The sequence below is a fragment of the Mesorhizobium sp. ES1-1 genome (genome assembly GCF_020164785.1).
GTDB lineage: Bacteria > Pseudomonadota > Alphaproteobacteria > Rhizobiales > Rhizobiaceae > Mesorhizobium.
Genome location: NZ_JAIUGX010000008.1, coordinates 234979 through 251933, shown reverse-complemented (window position 1 = coordinate 251933; position 16955 = coordinate 234979). Strand labels below are relative to the sequence as shown.

9 protein-coding genes and 2 tRNA genes are annotated in these 16955 nt (G+C 61.6%); 10 read left to right on the top strand and 1 reads right to left on the bottom strand.

What is annotated here, in order from left to right; all coding sequences use genetic code 11:
- Positions 1 to 362 precede the first annotated feature (362 nt).
- Entirely contained in the window at positions 363 to 5087 is a 4725-nt protein-coding gene (locus LB513_RS16035) for a CHAT domain-containing protein (RefSeq protein WP_224664463.1), read from the top strand.
- A gap of 222 nt (positions 5088 to 5309) precedes the next feature.
- Here the strand turns inward: LB513_RS16035 and LB513_RS16030 are convergent.
- Positions 5310 to 5384: transfer RNA gene (locus tag LB513_RS16030), tRNA-Asn, on the bottom strand.
- A 224-nt stretch (positions 5385 to 5608) separates the two neighbouring features.
- On the opposite strand from LB513_RS16030, the gene LB513_RS16025 reads away from it, so the two are divergent.
- The 9 genes from LB513_RS16025 (at position 5609) to LB513_RS15985 (ending at position 16931) form a co-directional block, all read left to right on the top strand.
- The gene (locus tag LB513_RS16025; protein ID WP_224664462.1) at positions 5609 to 5866 is read left to right on the top strand and encodes a hypothetical protein; all 258 of its coding nucleotides are present in this window, start codon (positions 5609 to 5611) and stop codon (positions 5864 to 5866) included.
- 175 nt (positions 5867 to 6041) lie between these two features.
- Positions 6042 to 6115, top strand: a tRNA-Cys gene (locus LB513_RS16020).
- A gap of 85 nt (positions 6116 to 6200) precedes the next feature.
- Positions 6201 to 6869: a protein-L-isoaspartate O-methyltransferase family protein gene (locus LB513_RS16015; RefSeq protein ID WP_224664461.1), complete on the top strand. Its 669-nt coding sequence runs from the start codon at positions 6201 to 6203 to the stop codon at positions 6867 to 6869.
- Between the two features lie 186 nt (positions 6870 to 7055).
- A complete protein-coding gene (locus LB513_RS16010) occupies positions 7056 to 8444 on the top strand; it encodes a TolC family outer membrane protein (RefSeq protein WP_224664522.1) in 1389 nt (462 codons plus the stop codon).
- A gap of 193 nt (positions 8445 to 8637) precedes the next feature.
- Positions 8638 to 9468 (top strand): PopZ family protein, encoded by an 831-nt coding sequence (locus tag LB513_RS16005; protein WP_224664460.1) that lies wholly within the window; start codon positions 8638 to 8640, stop codon positions 9466 to 9468.
- A gap of 229 nt (positions 9469 to 9697) precedes the next feature.
- A complete protein-coding gene (locus tag LB513_RS16000; RefSeq protein WP_224664459.1) occupies positions 9698 to 12481 on the top strand; it encodes a valine--tRNA ligase in 2784 nt (927 codons plus the stop codon).
- 360 nt (positions 12482 to 12841) lie between these two features.
- Entirely contained in the window at positions 12842 to 14107 is a 1266-nt protein-coding gene (locus LB513_RS15995; protein ID WP_224664458.1) for an OmpP1/FadL family transporter, read from the top strand.
- 288 nt (positions 14108 to 14395) lie between these two features.
- Complete coding sequence (ilvD, locus tag LB513_RS15990) at positions 14396 to 16120, top strand: dihydroxy-acid dehydratase (RefSeq protein ID WP_224664457.1); 1725 nt, start codon at positions 14396 to 14398, stop codon at positions 16118 to 16120.
- Positions 16107 to 16931, top strand: coding sequence for a tetratricopeptide repeat protein (locus LB513_RS15985; protein WP_224664456.1), 825 nt, complete (start codon positions 16107 to 16109; stop codon positions 16929 to 16931). Before ilvD ends, LB513_RS15985 begins: the two co-directional genes overlap by 14 nt.
- Positions 16932 to 16955 lie beyond the last annotated feature (24 nt).

Here is a 16955-nt window from a genome sequence, read left to right as displayed (position 1 = left end):
GCAGCGAAACCTCCTGAAGTGCATCTCGATGCTTCCTGCTGAAACCCCAAACTACGGCAGCGAGTGGTGTCTGGTTTCAGTTACTCCATGTCCGAACGCGGAAAAGTGAGTGTTCTGCGTCACTCAAGCTGACAAGCTGATTACACAGTGACGGAGCCGGCTCTGCTTGGTCGCGACAGGGCCCGAAATTAAGATCTGAAGTTGCTGCTATCCCCATTCCAACCCTCTGCTATTGCTGGCAATAATTGGGAATGCCGATCAGACTGCGCATATCATGTTGCGATTGCTCACCGCCGCCGCCGCGGTGGTGGGTTCGCGCAACGGCAAACTTCTGCGGCGCGTCCGTCAGCCTGGCGTTCCGATTGATCATTTGCTGGTTATGCCTGATCGGCCTGACGGGTTTCGCGAAAGCCGATACTGCCAGCGGTCAGCATGCATGTGTTTCTAACACCGACACGCCGGCCGAAATCACTGTGGCGGCATGTCAACGCGAATTGGCAGTCGCGCCGAGCGATGCCGCTCTTTCGCTTTCACTGTCGGAGGCCCTGCTGCGTGCAGGCCGTATAGATGAGGCGATCGCCCAGTATTCCTCCCTTGTACGGACCGGCAATCTGGAAGCCATGTATAGGCTTGCGATTCTGTCGATGAACGCGCAGCCGGAGAGGCGGGATGTTGCTCGATCGCTAGCGCTTCTGAACCGTGCCGCGATGGCTGGCCACGCCTCGGCGCAACACGCGTTGGGCGTGCAACTCTATCTCGGTCAGAACATGCCGCGCGACTATCGGGCCGCCGCTCAATGGTTCACCAAAGCCGCCGACCAAGGTTCGGCTTGGGGGCAATACAGTCTGGGCTACATGCTCCTCCACGGTCTGGGAGTACAAAAGGATCCTTTGAGGGCCGCGAAGCTCCTTCGATTGGCCTCGGATCAGAACGACACGGACGCAATGCGCCTGCTGGCAAGCATGTATGGGTCGGGTGCGAGAGGCCTGCCAAGAGATCCGCTCAAGCAGTATATCTGGCTTCGAAAGGCGGCAGAGAACGGCAATTCCGCTGCCCTGCTGCAACTGTCCGACCTCTCCCAAGACGTCCTGCTGTTGCCGATACCGCAGAGCAACAGCGAAACTGAAACGACGCCCGAATCAAGCGATGACATAATCGCTGCCGACGAGTTGCTTGCAGCCAACAGGCAAGTCGTGCTCGAGGCGACCGGGCGTTCCTCGGCAGCCCGGCTGGCGGAAGCCGCGGCTTGGCTGGAAAAGGCAATCGCCAAGAATGTGCCAGATGCCCTTTTGAGAATGGGGAATCTGAATCTGGGCGCCGATCCACCGGCGTATCGACCTTCTAGTTTAGAGGATCTCGACGCCAATAGCGGAGCTACCCAGGCAAGCGGCTTTCGGCCTTCGGCGGGGCAGGCGGCCATCTATTATGAAAAGGCGGCTGACAAGGGATCCAATGCGGCCCGCCTGAACCTGGCGCGGATGCTGGAATTGGGCCACGGCGTTTCTCGCAATATCGAGGCAGCTCGGCGGCTCTATCAGGAGGTCCAGCAGGGGCCTCTCGAGCCCCAGGCAAGATTGGGTTTGCTGCGGTTGGCTTCTGCGGATGTCTGGTCAGCCATCGAGCACAGACAGGGCCAGCTCCGCCACGCGATCGACGAAGCGGAGCAGGTGGTTTCTGGCCGGGATATTGTCATCAAGCCGCGGGAGCGGTGGTCAAACGTGCTCGTCATGGATGTGCTGGGACGCCGGTATTTTGGCGGCGTCTTGCCGTCTAACGGGTACCACGTGCCGCCAGCCGCCCAGCATCTGATCGTCTGGCCCAGTTTCAGCAAAGCCCTATCAACGCAGATCAGGATCGAGGTAGGGGGGCGCGAGGCGCAGCTCCCCGCCAGCGAGGGATTTGGCATTGAGTTGGATCCGGAGGCTCTGCTCTCCGGCGTGGCGGTGCAAGTCCCCGTCGCAGACTACGGTATCTATCCGGACCAAGTTCCTGAACAGACCCGCCAGGCGAGCAGGATCACGCTCATCGGGCTTGATGGACAAAGCGATGTGCACGTTGCGACCGGGGACGAGCTGGTTGGCTTCAGCGCGGGGGTCGGGCCGGGGGATCGCTTCTTCGTTCCCGATATGGCCGGCCTAGCCCTCGATATGCAAGCCGGTTCCGACGGTGCCACAGGTCGGCTGGCAGTTGTGGTGGACGGCCGCAAACTGTTTGAACTGACTGTTGCAAAGGGGTGCGCCATCCATCTGGCACTGGTCGCAGACCGTTTGCTCACTGCAAGAAGCACCAACGGCACGGCATCGTCCTGCGAACACCTTGCCGAGCACGACACTATCCGGTTGGTGACGGCGCGGGACTCGGTCCTGGGTACCATCTCCAAGGCGCCGGATGAATCCATACCAGGCGCGATTGCAGGCTTCGCTGGTTTGAACCGCGGCATTGCCCTGCTCAAAATGCGCATAGGCGGTCGCTGGGATCAATTGTTGCAGGCGAGCAGGATCGTCAGTGAGATGGACAGGCGGGAATACGGCCCCAACAGCCTCGCCGCGCTGACCAACAGCGTCAATCTCTCGGAAGCCGAAGCAGCCATGGGCAATCTGAAGGCCGCCCAGGCACTGCTCGATGGCGCAGTCAATAAACTTGAGACCGCCAGTTATTTGCCCGATGATCTGAGGAGCGAGGTTTATTTCAGAACTGGCAGCTTCAGGCTGCAACTGGGACGATATGGCGAGGCCGAGCAATTCCTGTCGTTGGCGGCGGTCTACAGGCTTCGCTACAATGAACGCTCGGGCCAGCCACCCTATTCAGGCATCACGCGCATCTACGATGCGCTCGCCGATACAAGCATGCGACTTCATCGACTCGACGAGGCGATTGCCTACAATCAGCGCAGCTTTCTCCTGTCGGCGGAACCGGAACGCAGCGAAGCGTTTCCGGCCGAGATAAGCCCGAGCAGTGTGATCCAGATGGTCAAGTGGTTGAAGCTTTCGGGCCGCAGTGGCGACGCCGACGGCCTGCTTGAGTATCTGCACCGGGAGGCCAAACGCGAGTTCGCGCGCGATCTTCCCGAACCGCTGGCATTTCCATTGGACCTCAGCGTCTTTGAGGCGACATTCGGACCGGTGGACCGGTCGACCACGCTGGCAACGGCGATGGCGAACCTGGCGCAGGTCTATGAATGGATGGGGCGCAGCAACGAAGCCATTCCTGTTCTCGAACAACAGGAGCGAACGCTCGGCAATCTCTTTGGAGAGAACAGTCCGCAGGCTACGGCCTCTCGGGCCAGGGTCGCCGACGAACAGCGGCAGGCCGGCAGGCTGGAAGACGCCGTTGTCACAGCACGGCAGGCATGGAACGGCGCCGAAACATACGCCAGCACGCGTGAAGCCGTGCGCCAAGAGGAAACCACCGCACCAACTGTCTCCATGAAGCCCGCCGGTATGGCGTTGCTCGAGGCGCTCTACGCATATGATCCTGAGGGAGGTGCCGCCGAAGCGTTTGGGGTGTCGCAAAGGCTGCACAGTTCATCGACGGCATTGGCGATGCAATCGTTCGCGGACAGGCTGGCGGTCGAGAACGACGACGCGCGCGTCTTTCTGCGCCAACGTCAGGATCTGGCCGAGCAACTGGTCGCGCTCGATCGAAAGCTCGCTATCGCGATGGCGCGGACGGACTCTGGCGGCCGGGTCATGGAAACAACCGTCCGCGAGGACATATACTCAGCCGAGCAAGAAGTGCTTGAGCTAAACCGACGGCGGCCCGCCGAGGTCAAGGCCTTGGACGAATTGGCAAGGGTGCCGGTGATGCCTGCAGGCGAGATCGGCCCTCTGCTGTCCCCGAACGAACTCCTGATCACCTATGCGGTGTTCGACGAGGCATGCTTTGCATGGACGGTGGACAGTAGTGGCGGCGTCCGCTGGTTTCGGTTGCCACTGACGGGCATGGCGCTCGAAAGAGCCGTGGCGGTGCTTCGAAATGGGCTCGGACCGGGGCTCTCGTCACGAGGCGCAAAGCCGCTTACGCATCCTCGCGCAACCGAGGCCTCCACGGAACTTGCCGCTGCCCACGACCTCTACATGGCTCTGCTCCATCCGATGAAGGAGGTGGTGGCAAACAAGGAAAGTCTGACGATCGTTGCGGACGGAGTGCTGACCAGTCTGCCATTTCATGCGCTCGTATCCGAGCAGCCGGACCCGGCTGCGCCCAACCCATGGCGTGCGGCGCGGTGGCTGGTGCGCGATCACGCGATATCCTTGATGCCTTCCGTCTCAAGCCTGCGGAGCTTGAGCCAGACCCGCCAGCATGCCGGAATGCAGACCGCCTATCTCGGCATCGCCGCACCGATCTTCGATGCTGACGGGTCCGATTTACCCACGGAGCCGATCCTGGCAAGCAATGCAGCGTTTGTCCGCGCCGGCGCCACCAGAGCCGGAGTGTCGGATTATTTTCGAGGTGGTTTCGCCGATATCGGAAAGCTGCGCCAGCTGTCGCAGCTTCCCGACTCCGCTACAGAGGTCAGGGATGTGGCAAACTCGCTGACGACGCAGGGGAGCTCGCAACTTCTCCTTGGCAAGGACGCCTCCGAGAAAGTGATCAAGTCGTTACAACTCGACCGGTTTCGCATCATTCACTTCGCAACGCATGGCCTGGTATCCGGCGACGTCGAAGGATTGGCGGAGCCGGCTCTGGCGCTGACGCCGCCCACCGTTGCGGGCGAAATCGACGACGGCCTGCTCACCGCCAGCGAAATTGCACGTCTACACCTCAATGCAAGCTGGGTTATCCTGTCGGCCTGCAACACGGCTGGCGGCGAGCGACCTGAAGCTGAAGCACTATCGGGGCTCGCACGGTCGTTCTTTTATGCAGGGGCAAGGTCCGTCCTGGTCTCGCACTGGCCGGTCGTGTCATCCGCAGCGGTGAAGCTGACCACTGGGGTGTTTAGTGACATGGCGGAAAACCCCACTCTGAGCAGGGCAGAAGCACTCAGGAGATCGATGCTCGCACTCATCGATGGTGGAGATCCGTCGCAGGCAAACCCCAGTTATTGGGCGCCCTTCATCATCGTCGGGGACGGTGGTCGTTATTGAGGGACAGACCGGTCTGAGAAAATGCATTCAAACGCGTTTCCGTCCGATCGCAATGCGGGTCAGTGCCCGCCGCCTCGAGACCCGCGTATCATGGAAACAGCTGGTTGAGGCTGACCTCCGTTACGATCTTACGCCGAAGCAGCGAATTGCAGTTCCGGATGCCGCCAACGAGGTTGCTGGCAAGAGTGGTCGACGGAAACAGATTAACTCATTGAAAAGGTTTGGCTCCCCGGGCCGGATTCGAACCAGCGACCAACCGGTTAACAGCCGGTTGCTCTACCACTGAGCTACCGGGGAACAGAGGCTCTCATGTGAGTGGGGCAGCCTATAGCAAACCCTTTTCGGCTTTGCAAAGAAGCATTTCGCATTTTTACCGGGCATTTTCGCGCGATGGTTTCTCGCAATCCTCGTGGGCCAGCCTCATATAGCCGCCTTGGGGTCTATATCGGAACCGAAATCGCGCCCACGGGTTGGGTGCGCACATGGTCTTCAGCGGTCCAAAGGGACAATCTTTCGAGCCGATGACAGCACAAGACGATCACATTCCCGCGCGAAAGATCTCGGTGTTCGGACGCGAGTTCAAAATGCCGCGTTCGCGCAGGCTGAGAATCACCATCGGCGTCCTGCTGACTCTTGGCGGTATCCTGGGTTTCCTGCCGATCCTCGGCTTCTGGATGGTGCCGCTGGGCCTGCTGGTGCTGTCTTATGAGTTCGCCATGGTGCGCCGCCTGCGGCGCCGCTTCGTTGTCTGGTGGGAGCGGCGCCGGCGGCCGAAATGAAAGCGGCTGTTTCGGCGATCGGCCGGTCCGCGGTCCATGCGCAGTGCCGGGAGGGTGCTCAGGGTTGACGGTTGCAGTAACCTCGCCAAAGGAAACCGCCCGGAATGCGCGGTCGCCGCTTGACGGCATTTTCGCCGCAACCTATTGGAACCGGGTGGAACGCCGGGAGCAATGAGGCCTCGTGGCGGAGTGGTTACGCAGAGGACTGCAAATCCTTGCACCCCGGTTCGATTCCGGGCGAGGCCTCCAATACCCGGGCTCCGGCGCACTCGCGCTGGAGCCCTGTTGTTCCGGATAAAGCGCGGATCTGGCGCGGCAGGCGGATGGTTGGAACATGAGCGCTGATTTCTCCGAACTTCGCGTCAAGATGGTCGATGGCCAGGTTCGAACCACTGATGTAACCAGCGCGCCATTGCTCGATGCAATGCTCGATGTGCCGCGCGAAGCCTTTGTCGGCTCCGCACAGCGCGATCTCGCCTATATCGACGAGGACATCCGCATCGCGACCGGTGCCGGCGGATCGCGCTACCTGATGGAGGCCTCGCCGCTGGCCAAGCTGATCCAGTTGGCCGAGGTAACACCGAGCGATTCGGTGCTCGATGTCGGTTGCGGCACCGGCTATGCCTCGGCGCTGCTGTCGCGACTGGCCCGCTCGGTCGTGGCGCTGGAAAGCGATTCGGCGCTGGCCGAGACGGCGCGCTCCACCCTTTCCTCGCTTGGTTGCGGTAATGTGATGGTCGTTCAGGGTGCGTTGGCGCAAGGCCATGCCGCGAAGGCGCCGTACGACGTCATTTTCATCGGCGGTAGCGTAGAAGAGGTGCCGACCGCACTGTTCGACCAGCTTGCCGATGGCGGCCGCCTCGTTGCGGTCCAAGGACAGGGCAATTCCGGCGTGGCCAGGCTATTTTTTAAGGCTGGGGGGGTTGTAACCGGCAGACGCGCGTTTAATGCGGCAATTAAGCCACTACCGGGATTCGAACATGTGCATGCCTTCGAGTTCTGAATGATTTTGCCTTGCAGGAGAGGCTTTGTCATGGTCGCTTGCCGTTGAACTATCGTTGCTGATCCGCAAACTGGGGGCACTTTGGGGCTGAGCAGCAGGGAACATCAGACACGCGGCGCCGGCTGATCTAAACGAGAAGCCGACGCGGCGCGGTTCCCATTGAAAACGAATGAGGGATATACCGTGCTGCCTGTACGCAAGAGCCTTTTTGCCGCCGTCCTCGTTTCCGCCACCGCGCTGTATCCATTCACGGCCTCGGCGGAATCCATCCTGGGTGCGCTAGCGAAAGCCTACCAGAACAATTCCACGCTGAATTCGGCCCGCGCCGGCGTTCGCGTCACCGACGAGAGCGTCGCCATCGCCAAGTCGGGTTGGCGCCCGACCATCGCGGGGTCGGCGTCGATCGATTACTCGAGCAGCCATCTCAACGGCACCAACTCAAGCGTCCGCCTGACCACCGGCAATTTCGGGGTCCAGATCAACCAGACGCTGTTCGACGGCTTCCAGACCAGGAACAACGTTGCCGCCGCCGAATCGCAGGTGCGTGCTTCGGTCGAAAGCCTGCGCAACACCGAAGAGAATATCCTGTTCAGCGCGGCACAGGCGTACATGAATGTGATCCGCGATCGTCAGGTCGCCGTGCTCACCGAACAGAACCTGCAATTCCTGACCGAGACGGCCCGCGCAGCGCGGTCGCGGTTCGAGGTGGGTGAGGGCACCCGCACCGACGTGGCTCAGGCGGACGCTTCACGCGCCGCCGCCGTGGCACAGGTGAGTGCCGCCCGCGCCCAGGCGCTGGCAAGCGCCGCAACCTATCGCCAGATTGTCGGCGACGAGCCGGGCAAGCTCAAAGGCGCTTCACCCTTGGGCAAGCTGTTGCCGTCGAGCCTCGCCGCCGCCATCGGTGTTGCCTCGAATGAGCATCCGGCCATCTTGGCGACGCAGCATCTTGTCGACGCGGCCGCGTTTTCGGTGAAGTCGGCCGAAGGCGCGCTCCTGCCGCAATTGACCGCCTCGGCTGGCGTTTCGAGCGCCTATCGCAACACCTCGCCTTTGCCCGGCGTCGCTTCGCAGGATGGAACAACCAATTCGGCCAGCATAGGAGCCACGCTGAGCGTGCCGATCTATTCGGGCGGGCGCACCTCGGCGATCGTTCGCCAGAACAAGGAATCACTTGGCCAGGCCCGCATCGAGGTCGACGTCAGTCGCGACCAGGTGCGCCAGGCTGTCACGGCGGCGTGGACGGAGTACACCGCCGCGCAGGAAAGTCTCGCGGCCAACAGGCAAGTCATCGAAGCCGCCCGGCTGGCGCTGAACGGCGTCATCGAGGAGCGCAATGTCGGTCAGCGCACCACGCTCGACGTCCTCAACGCGCAGGCGACGGTCATCACCGCGCAGATCAATCAGGCCAGCTACGAGCATGACGTGGTGGTGGCGAGCTACGCCATCCTGCAGGCGACCGGTCGCCTGTCGGTCGACCGCCTCGGCTTGAACGTGGTGAAGTACAGGCCCGAGGAGCACTATAACGCCGTCAAGGACAAGTGGATCGGCCTGCGCACGCCGGACGGACGCTGAGACGAAGGCCTAGTCGCGGCCTCGCCCTCGATATCCAGCGCTTCCGGCTTATTGCTCTAATCTGTTGAAATCCCACGAGTCCCCAGATTGGGGATTCTCCCGCGGCGCCCGGTCGGTTACGCTATGGACATGATTCGATCCGGCAAGACCGGAGCGGGAATCTGCACTGGGTCACAGGGGCGGCGTACTGATTATGGCAACGGCAAGCAGCCTACAGCGCGAACCTTCCATGGAAGAGATCCTGGCCTCCATCAGGCGGATCATCGAAGACAGCGACACGGGCCGCAAGCCGGCTGGTGAGACCGAAGAGTTGCGACAGGATCTGGAACGCTTGGCCCAAGTCGATGCCGTCTCAGAGGCCGAAGCTTCGCGTGTCGATCCATACGCCGCAGCCAATGCCAGGAAACCGGTGACGCTGGCGGAAATCCAGTCGCGTCCGCCGGCGGCCGAGCCAACGGTCGCGCGCAACGAAACACCTGCGCGTTTCGATCCCGGCACGCTGCGGCCCTCCTTGACGTTGGCACAAGTCGGCGCCTCGATCGCCCCAGAACCAGCCGCGGTCGAGCAAGCGCCATTGGTGCGACCGGTCGCCACGAGCGATTCCATCGTAGCGGACTGGCGTCGCGAAATCGCAGCTGTCGGCGAGCAGGCCAAGCCTTTGCCGGACAGAAGCGACTCGCGCGGTTCTCTCGTTCAGCCGGAGGTGGTCAGTCTCAGGGACGAGCCGATCGCCAAAGCAACTTTCGAGCAGGCGCCATCCAGCGAAAATGCTGAAAGGCCGGTAGCCGAAGAGGCGTCGTCGACGCGTCCGGCGATCGTCTCCGAGCACACGGGCCGACAGGTCGCCGCCGCTTTCGGCGAACTGTCCGATGCCTTCGCCAGCCGCAGCAAGAAGACCTTCGACGAGATGGCCGAGGAGATGCTGCGGCCTATGCTGCAGGACTGGCTGGACAATAATCTGCCGACACTGGTCGAAAGGCTGGTGCGCGAGGAGATCGAGCGCGTGGCGCGCGGGGCGCAGTAAACGCCGCTTAGGATGAAATTCCGCCGAGGGCCGCGTTTTCGTTTAAAGCACCTTTTGCGAACGCCCAGCGCGAAGTTCTGCCTCGGGTGTGCGCAACGCCTTCCATTGAAATGACCTATTCCGCGCCTATCTGCGTGCGATGACTCGCGGCAGCCCTTGCGGTTGACTTGGCCAAGACCTTCCGATTTACACCGGACCAGCAAATCCCGACAGCGCGGACCATTTTCCCATGCTTGAAAAGACCTACGACGCAAAAACCGTCGAGCCGAAGATCGCCAGAATCTGGGAAGAGGCCGACGCGTTTCGAGCCGGGGCGGGCGCCGAAGAGGGGGCCGAGGCCTTCACCATCGTCATACCGCCGCCCAACGTCACGGGCTCCTTGCATATGGGCCACGCGCTCAACAACACGCTGCAGGACATACTGGTGCGCTTCGAACGTATGCGCGGCAAGAATGTGCTGTGGCAGCCGGGCATGGATCATGCCGGTATCGCCACGCAGATGGTGGTCGAACGCCAGCTGATGGAAAAGCAGATCCATCGGCGCGATCTCACGCGCGAGGAGTTCATCGAGAAAGTGTGGCAGTGGAAGGCCGAATCCGGCGGCGCCATCTTCAACCAGCTGAAACGGCTTGGCGCCTCGGCCGATTGGTCGCGCGAACGCTTCACCATGGACGAGGGCCTGTCCAAGGCCGTGCTCGAGGTCTTCGTCACCCTCTACAAGGAAGGGCTGATCTACAAGGACAAGCGCCTTGTGAACTGGGATCCGAAGCTGCTGACCGCGATCTCCGATCTCGAGGTCGAGCAGCAGGAGGTGAATGGCAATCTCTGGCACTTCCGTTATCCAATAGAAGGTGCCGCATTCGATCCCGAGGACCCGAAAACCTTCATCACCGTGGCGACGACTCGCCCCGAGACGATGCTGGGCGACACCGCGGTCGCCGTGCATCCTGAGGACGAGCGGTTCCGGCACCTGGTCGGCAAGAACATCATCCTGCCGATCGTCGGTCGCAGGATTCCGATCGTGGCCGACGAGTATTCCGATCCGGAGAAGGGCTCCGGTGCGGTCAAGATCACGCCGGCGCACGATTTCAACGACTTTGAGGTCGGCAGGCGCCACAAGCTGCCGGCGATCAATATCCTCACGATCGAGGCCGCCATCAATCTCAGCGACAATGAGGATTTCCTCGCGGGCCTCGATGCGACGCCTGAGCGGAGGGCGGTCTGGGATGAACTCAACGGCCTCGATCGTTTTGTGGCTCGCAAGAGGATCGTTGAGCTGATGGAGGCGGGGGGCTTCCTCGAAAAGATCGAGCCGCATCGCCACGCCGTGCCGCACGGCGATCGCGGCGGGGTGCCGATCGAGCCGTTCCTGACCGAGCAATGGTATGCCAATGCTGCGGAACTGGCCAAGCCGGCGATCGCCTCGGTGCGCGAGGGTCGCACGAAGTTCGTGCCGAAGAATTGGGAGAAGACCTATTTCGACTGGATGGAAAACATCCAGCCCTGGTGCATTTCGCGCCAGCTGTGGTGGGGCCATCAGATCCCTGCCTGGTACGGCCCGGACGGTCATGTCTTCGTTGAAAAGACCGAGGAAGAAGCGCTGAGCGCGGCGATCGAATATTATCTGGCTTTGGAAGGGCCGTGGAAGGCCTGGGTCGAAGACAAGCTTGAGAATTTCAAGCCGGGCGAGATCCTGACCCGCGATGAGGACGTGCTCGACACATGGTTCTCGTCGGCGCTGTGGCCGTTCTCGACCTTGGGATGGCCGGACCAGACCCCGGAACTGAAGACCCACTACCAGACCGACGTCCTGGTGACCGGCTTCGACATCATCTTCTTCTGGGTTGCCCGCATGATGATGATGGGCCTGCACTTCATGGACGAGGAGCCGTTCCACACCGTCTATGTCCACGCGCTGGTGCGCGACAAGAACGGGCAGAAGATGTCGAAGTCGAAAGGCAACGTGATCGATCCGCTCGACCTCATCGACGAATATGGCGCCGATGCGTTGCGCTTCACCCTCACAGTGATGGCCGCGCAGGGCCGGGACGTGAAGCTCGATCCGGCGCGTATCGCCGGCTATCGAAATTTCGGCACCAAGCTGTGGAACGCCACGCGCTTCGCCGAGATGAACGAGGTCGCGCGCAACGATGCGTTCTGGCTCAATGACGCCAAGCTTGCGGTCAACCGCTGGATCCTGACAGAGCTGACGCGCGCAGCGCGCGAGGTCACCGACGGCATCACCTCATACCGCTTCAACGAGGCGGCGGGCGCCGCCTACCGCTTCGTCTGGAACCTCTTCTGCGACTGGTATCTGGAATTGCTGAAGCCGGTGTTTATGGGCACGGACGAGGCCGCGAAGGCCGAGAGCCGCGCCTGCGTCGCCTTCGTGCTCGACGAGATTTACAAGCTCCTGCATCCGATGATGCCGTTCATGACGGAAGAGCTTTGGGCGCAGACAGCGGGCGAGGGCAAGGCACGCGCTTCGTTGCTTTGCCACGCCTCCTGGCCAACGCCCGACTTCGAGGATGCGGAGGCCGCCGCCGACATCAACTGGCTGGTCGACCTGGTTTCGGGCATTCGCTCCGTGCGCTCGGAGATGAATGTGCCGCCAGCGGCAATAGCGCCGCTGGTCGTGGTCGGCGCCAATGAAGTGACACGCGAGAGGCTGGTGCGCGAGGAGTCCGCTATCAAGCGTTTGGCGCGAGTTGGCGACATCTCGTTGGCGGACGCAGCACCCAAGGGCTCGGCGCAGATCGTCCTCAACGAGGCGACGATCTGCCTGCCGCTTGGCAGCCTGATCGACCTGACCGCCGAAGCTGCCCGGTTGCAGAAGGAACTCGCCAAGGTCACCGAGGAGATCGCACGCCTGCACAAGAAGCTGTCCAACGAGAGATTCGTTGCCAGCGCGCCGGCCGAGATCGTCGAGGCCGAGCGCGAAAAGCTCGCCGAATACCGTGATGCGCAAGACAAGCTTTCGGTTGCATTGACCCGGGTCCGGGACGCCGGCTGAAGATTAGATTCGGGCCGCCTAGCCGTGGCGAAGACGCAGGGTTGCGTCTTCAGAAGAGGCATGCCGTTGCGTCAAGGTTCCCGCAAACGGATAGTTTTCGCCCTATTGTTGCCATAATGTAACAATGGGGCGTCAACGTCCGATAAAATGGCTGTTTTCCGGGATTTCTGGGCGACTTTTCTTCATTTTCGGCGCCCCGCACGCAGACGTTTGAGTGGTTTTCGGCCCTGCTGTGCCGCCGTGCCCTTCAGCCAAGGAGGATTTGGCAAGCATGTACATGTACGCCCTTTGAATTCGTTGTTGCAGCGTTAACCTGAATTGGTTCTAGCTTGAGCAACTGGTTATTCGGGGAGGACATCCATGAACAGTTTGCGTTTGAAGGCACTACTGGGGGCAGGGTGCTTTTCGCTGGCTTTGATCGGGACGACCATTGGTTCGGCGCATGCAGGCGGCTTGGAACGCGGCGGTTACGACATCGACCTCCTGTTCGATCCGGCACAGGTCACGGGTGAGGTCACCGGCACCTATGTGATGCCGCAGCGCGACCTCAAGAACGTGAAGGACACCGATCCTTCGGACGGTCCGCTCAACCTCATTCCAGGTTTCTCCGACAGCGCGCGCGACACTGAAAGCTATTGGATCCCGAGCGTCGGTATAAAGGCGGGCATGGGCCCCGTAGATTGTCTCGTCGATTACGGCCAGCCTATCGGCGCATCCAGCAGCCCGGGCCGGAACTGGGCGGGTGCCAACAGTAACGTGGAAACCCAGGTGAAGAGCGAGGCCGTGGGCGGAACCTGTTCTTACAAGATGGATCTTGGAAAGGGACAGTTTCGTTTCATCGGCGGCGTGTTCCACGAGAATGTATCCGGCTTCAAGGAACAGTTGGTCGCTCCTATTCCCGGAGCCGGCATAGGTCGCCTCGACCTTGAAGGCGATGGCTGGGGATGGCGGGCCGGCGTTGCCTACGAGATTCCGGAAATCGCGCTCCGCGCCAGCCTGGTCTACAACTCCCAGGTCAAGATCGACAGTCTGGACGGAACGCTGGATCTGACGCAGGTGCCTGGGGGGCTCAATCCGAATAATCCATTCTTGGGCAAGGTAACGAATGTCAGCGGTTCCTCTGCGGTTCCGGAATTCCTTGAACTTAAGCTTCAGTCGGGCATAGCTCCCGGCTGGCTGGCGTTCGGATCCATAAAGTGGGTGAATTGGAGCGAATTGCAGAGCATTCCGTTTTGCCCGACCGGCACGGCCTCCTGCACGACAACCAGCCCACTGAAACTGACCTCTCTTGACTTGCTTTATCGGGATGGCTGGACGGTTTCCGGCGGCGTCGGCCACAAATTCAACGAACAGTGGAGTGGGGCCGCGCTTGTCACCTGGGATCGCGGGACCTCCACTGGCCTCAGCGCCCAGACCGATACCTGGACCCTTGGCGGTGGCGTTTCCTATACGCCAACCAAGAATGTGGAGCTCCGTGTCGGGGGAGCGATCGGCGTGCTGACCAGCGGGTCGATCCATACAGCGGTAAGCTCGCAGGATGGTCAAACCTACGATAATGGCTATACCGCCGACTTCGGCAACGACCTTGTAACGGCGCTTTCGACCTCGTTCAAGGTCAAGTGGTAACTTACTGAGGCTGAAGACAAAAGGCCGGGCATTGCCCGGCCTTTTTGGTTTAGGCAGCCGTTCCGGCTCGAACGGGAGAAGGTTCCGTTGCATATTAGTCGCAGTGAGCAACCGTCCTGCGATTGTGATTTTTCGGCAACAGTTTCTAAGCAACCCTTGGGCTAGAAATCCCGCCAAGGACATTGCCCATTTCCCGCCATAAACCAAGCGCACCTCGATCCTGTCTCGGGACACGCGCCAAAAGGCTCGGCAATGAGGCGCGCCGCACCGCCCGCGGCAAGGAAGAGTATGGACGCCAGAGTCATCTCAAAGGCCAAGCTCCCCAGCCGCCATGTGACCGTCGGTCCGGCGCGCGCGCCGCATCGTTCCTATCTCTATGCGATGGGGCTGTCGGCTGCTGAAATCGCACAGCCTCTGGTCGGCGTCGCGTCGTGCTGGAACGAGGCTGCGCCCTGTAATATTTCGCTGATGCGCCAGGCGCAGGTGGTCAAGAAGGGCGTGGCCTCCGCCAATGGCACGCCTCGCGAATTCTGCACCATTACAGTCACCGACGGCATCGCCATGGGACACCAGGGCATGAAGTCGTCGCTGGTGTCGCGCGACGTGATCGCCGATTCCGTCGAACTGACCATGCGCGGCCATTGCTACGATGCGCTGGTCGGGCTTGCCGGCTGCGACAAGTCGCTGCCCGGCATGATGATGGCGATGGTGCGGCTCAACGTGCCATCGATCTTCATCTATGGCGGCTCCATCCTGCCTGGCAGTTATCGCGGCCGGCAGATCACCGTCCAGGACGTGTTCGAGGCGGTCGGCCAGCACTCGGTCGGCACGATCGGGGATTCCGAACTACTTGAGATCGAGCAGGCCGCCTGTCCGTCGGCCGGCTCATGCGGGGCCCAGTTCACCGCCAACACCATGGCCACGGTCGCCGAAGCGATCGGCCTCGCGCTGCCCTATTCCTGCGGTGCGCCGGCTCCATACGAGATGCGCGACCGGTTCAATTTCGCCTCGGGCGAGAAGATCATGGAGCTGATCGCAAAGAATATCCGGCCGCGCGACATCGTCACGCTGAAGGCACTGGAAAATGCCGCGACGGTGGTGTCGGCCACCGGTGGCTCGACCAACGCCGCGCTCCACCTGCCGGCGATCGCGCATGAGGCGGGAATCAAGTTCGATCTCTTCGATGTCGCCAGGATCTTCGAGAAGACACCTTACATCGCCGACCTCAAGCCCGGGGGCAAATACGTCGCCAAGGACATGTTCGAGGCAGGCGGCATTCCGTTGTTGATGAAGACCCTGCTCGAGCACGGCTACCTGCATGGCGACTGCATGACGGTCACTGGCCGTACTTTGGCCGAAAATATGGAACATGTTGCCTGGAATGAAGATCAGGATGTGGTCCGTAGCGCCGATCGCCCGATTACAAAAACCGGCGGTGTGGTGGGCTTGAAGGGAAACCTTGCCCCCGAAGGCGCGATCGTGAAGGTCGCCGGCATGTCGGAGTTGAAATTCTCCGGCCCGGCTCGCTGTTTCGATTCTGAGGAAGAATGTTTCGAAGCGGTGACGCACCGCAACTACCGGGAAGGCGAGGTGCTCGTCATCCGCTACGAGGGGCCGCGCGGCGGTCCCGGCATGCGCGAGATGCTGTCCACGACGGCGGCGCTTTACGGCCAGGGCATGGGCGGCAAGGTTGCGTTGATCACCGACGGCCGCTTCTCCGGCGCAACGCGCGGGTTCTGCATCGGCCATGTCGGGCCGGAGGCTGCCGTGGGCGGGCCGATCGGACTGCTCATTGATGGCGACGTGATCTCCATCGACGCGATGGCTGGCACGATCGAGGTGGCGCTGACCGAAACGGAACTGGCGGAGAGGGCGAAGACCTGGAAGCCGCGCACGACCGATTATCAGTCGGGCGCGATATGGAAATACGCACAGACCGTGGGTCCGGCGCGCGATGGCGCGGTGACCCATCCGGGCGGTGCCAAAGAAACACACTGCTATGCGGATATCTGAGGTGTTGAGGTCAGGGCTGTTGTCGGTGCTGGTCGCGATAGCGGTCCTTGGCGCCGTGGGCCAGGCCATGGCCTTCGATGACAAGGTGTTCGACGACAAGACGGGCGTGAAGCCGCAGTCGAGCCCGTGGGCCGTGTTCCAGTTCGGTTTTTCCGCCTACAAAAGCGGTCACAAGGAACAGGCCGCCGAGGCGTATAAATACGCCGCTGAAAACGGCCAAATCGGCGCTACCTGGAAGCTTGCCCGCATGTATGCGGAGGGCGACGGCGTAGAGCGCGACGATTATGAGGCTTTCAAGTTTTTCTCGGAGATCGTCGACCAGGATGTCGAACCCGGTTCACCCGAAGAAAGCTATGTCTCCGACGCGCTGGTGGCGCTTGGCGACTATCTGCGCAAGGGTATTCCCGGCAGCCCGGTCGCCGAGAACGAGGTAGCGGCGCAGGAATATTACATGCGCGCCGCAGCCAACTACCGCAATCCGAACGCCCAGTTCGAGATGGGACAGATGTTCCTCAAGGGCGAGGGCGGAGTGAAGGCCAGCGTCAAGCAGGCCGGGCGTTGGTTCCAACTCGCTGCCGAAAAGGGTCATGCCGGCGCCCAGGCGACGCTTGGCAATCTCTTGTTCCAGAGCGGCAAGGTCGTTCGCGGGCTGGCCATGATGACGGCGGCGCTGGAACGCGCTTCACCGGCCGATCAGCCATGGATTCGCGGGATGCAGGAAGAGGCCTTCGCCGCTGCCGGGGAAGCCGACCGCCGCACGGCGATCTCGCTGGCCGATGACATCCTCACCAAGGGCGGCGGCGACCAATAGTTCGGCCGTGGCCTCGCCACACAG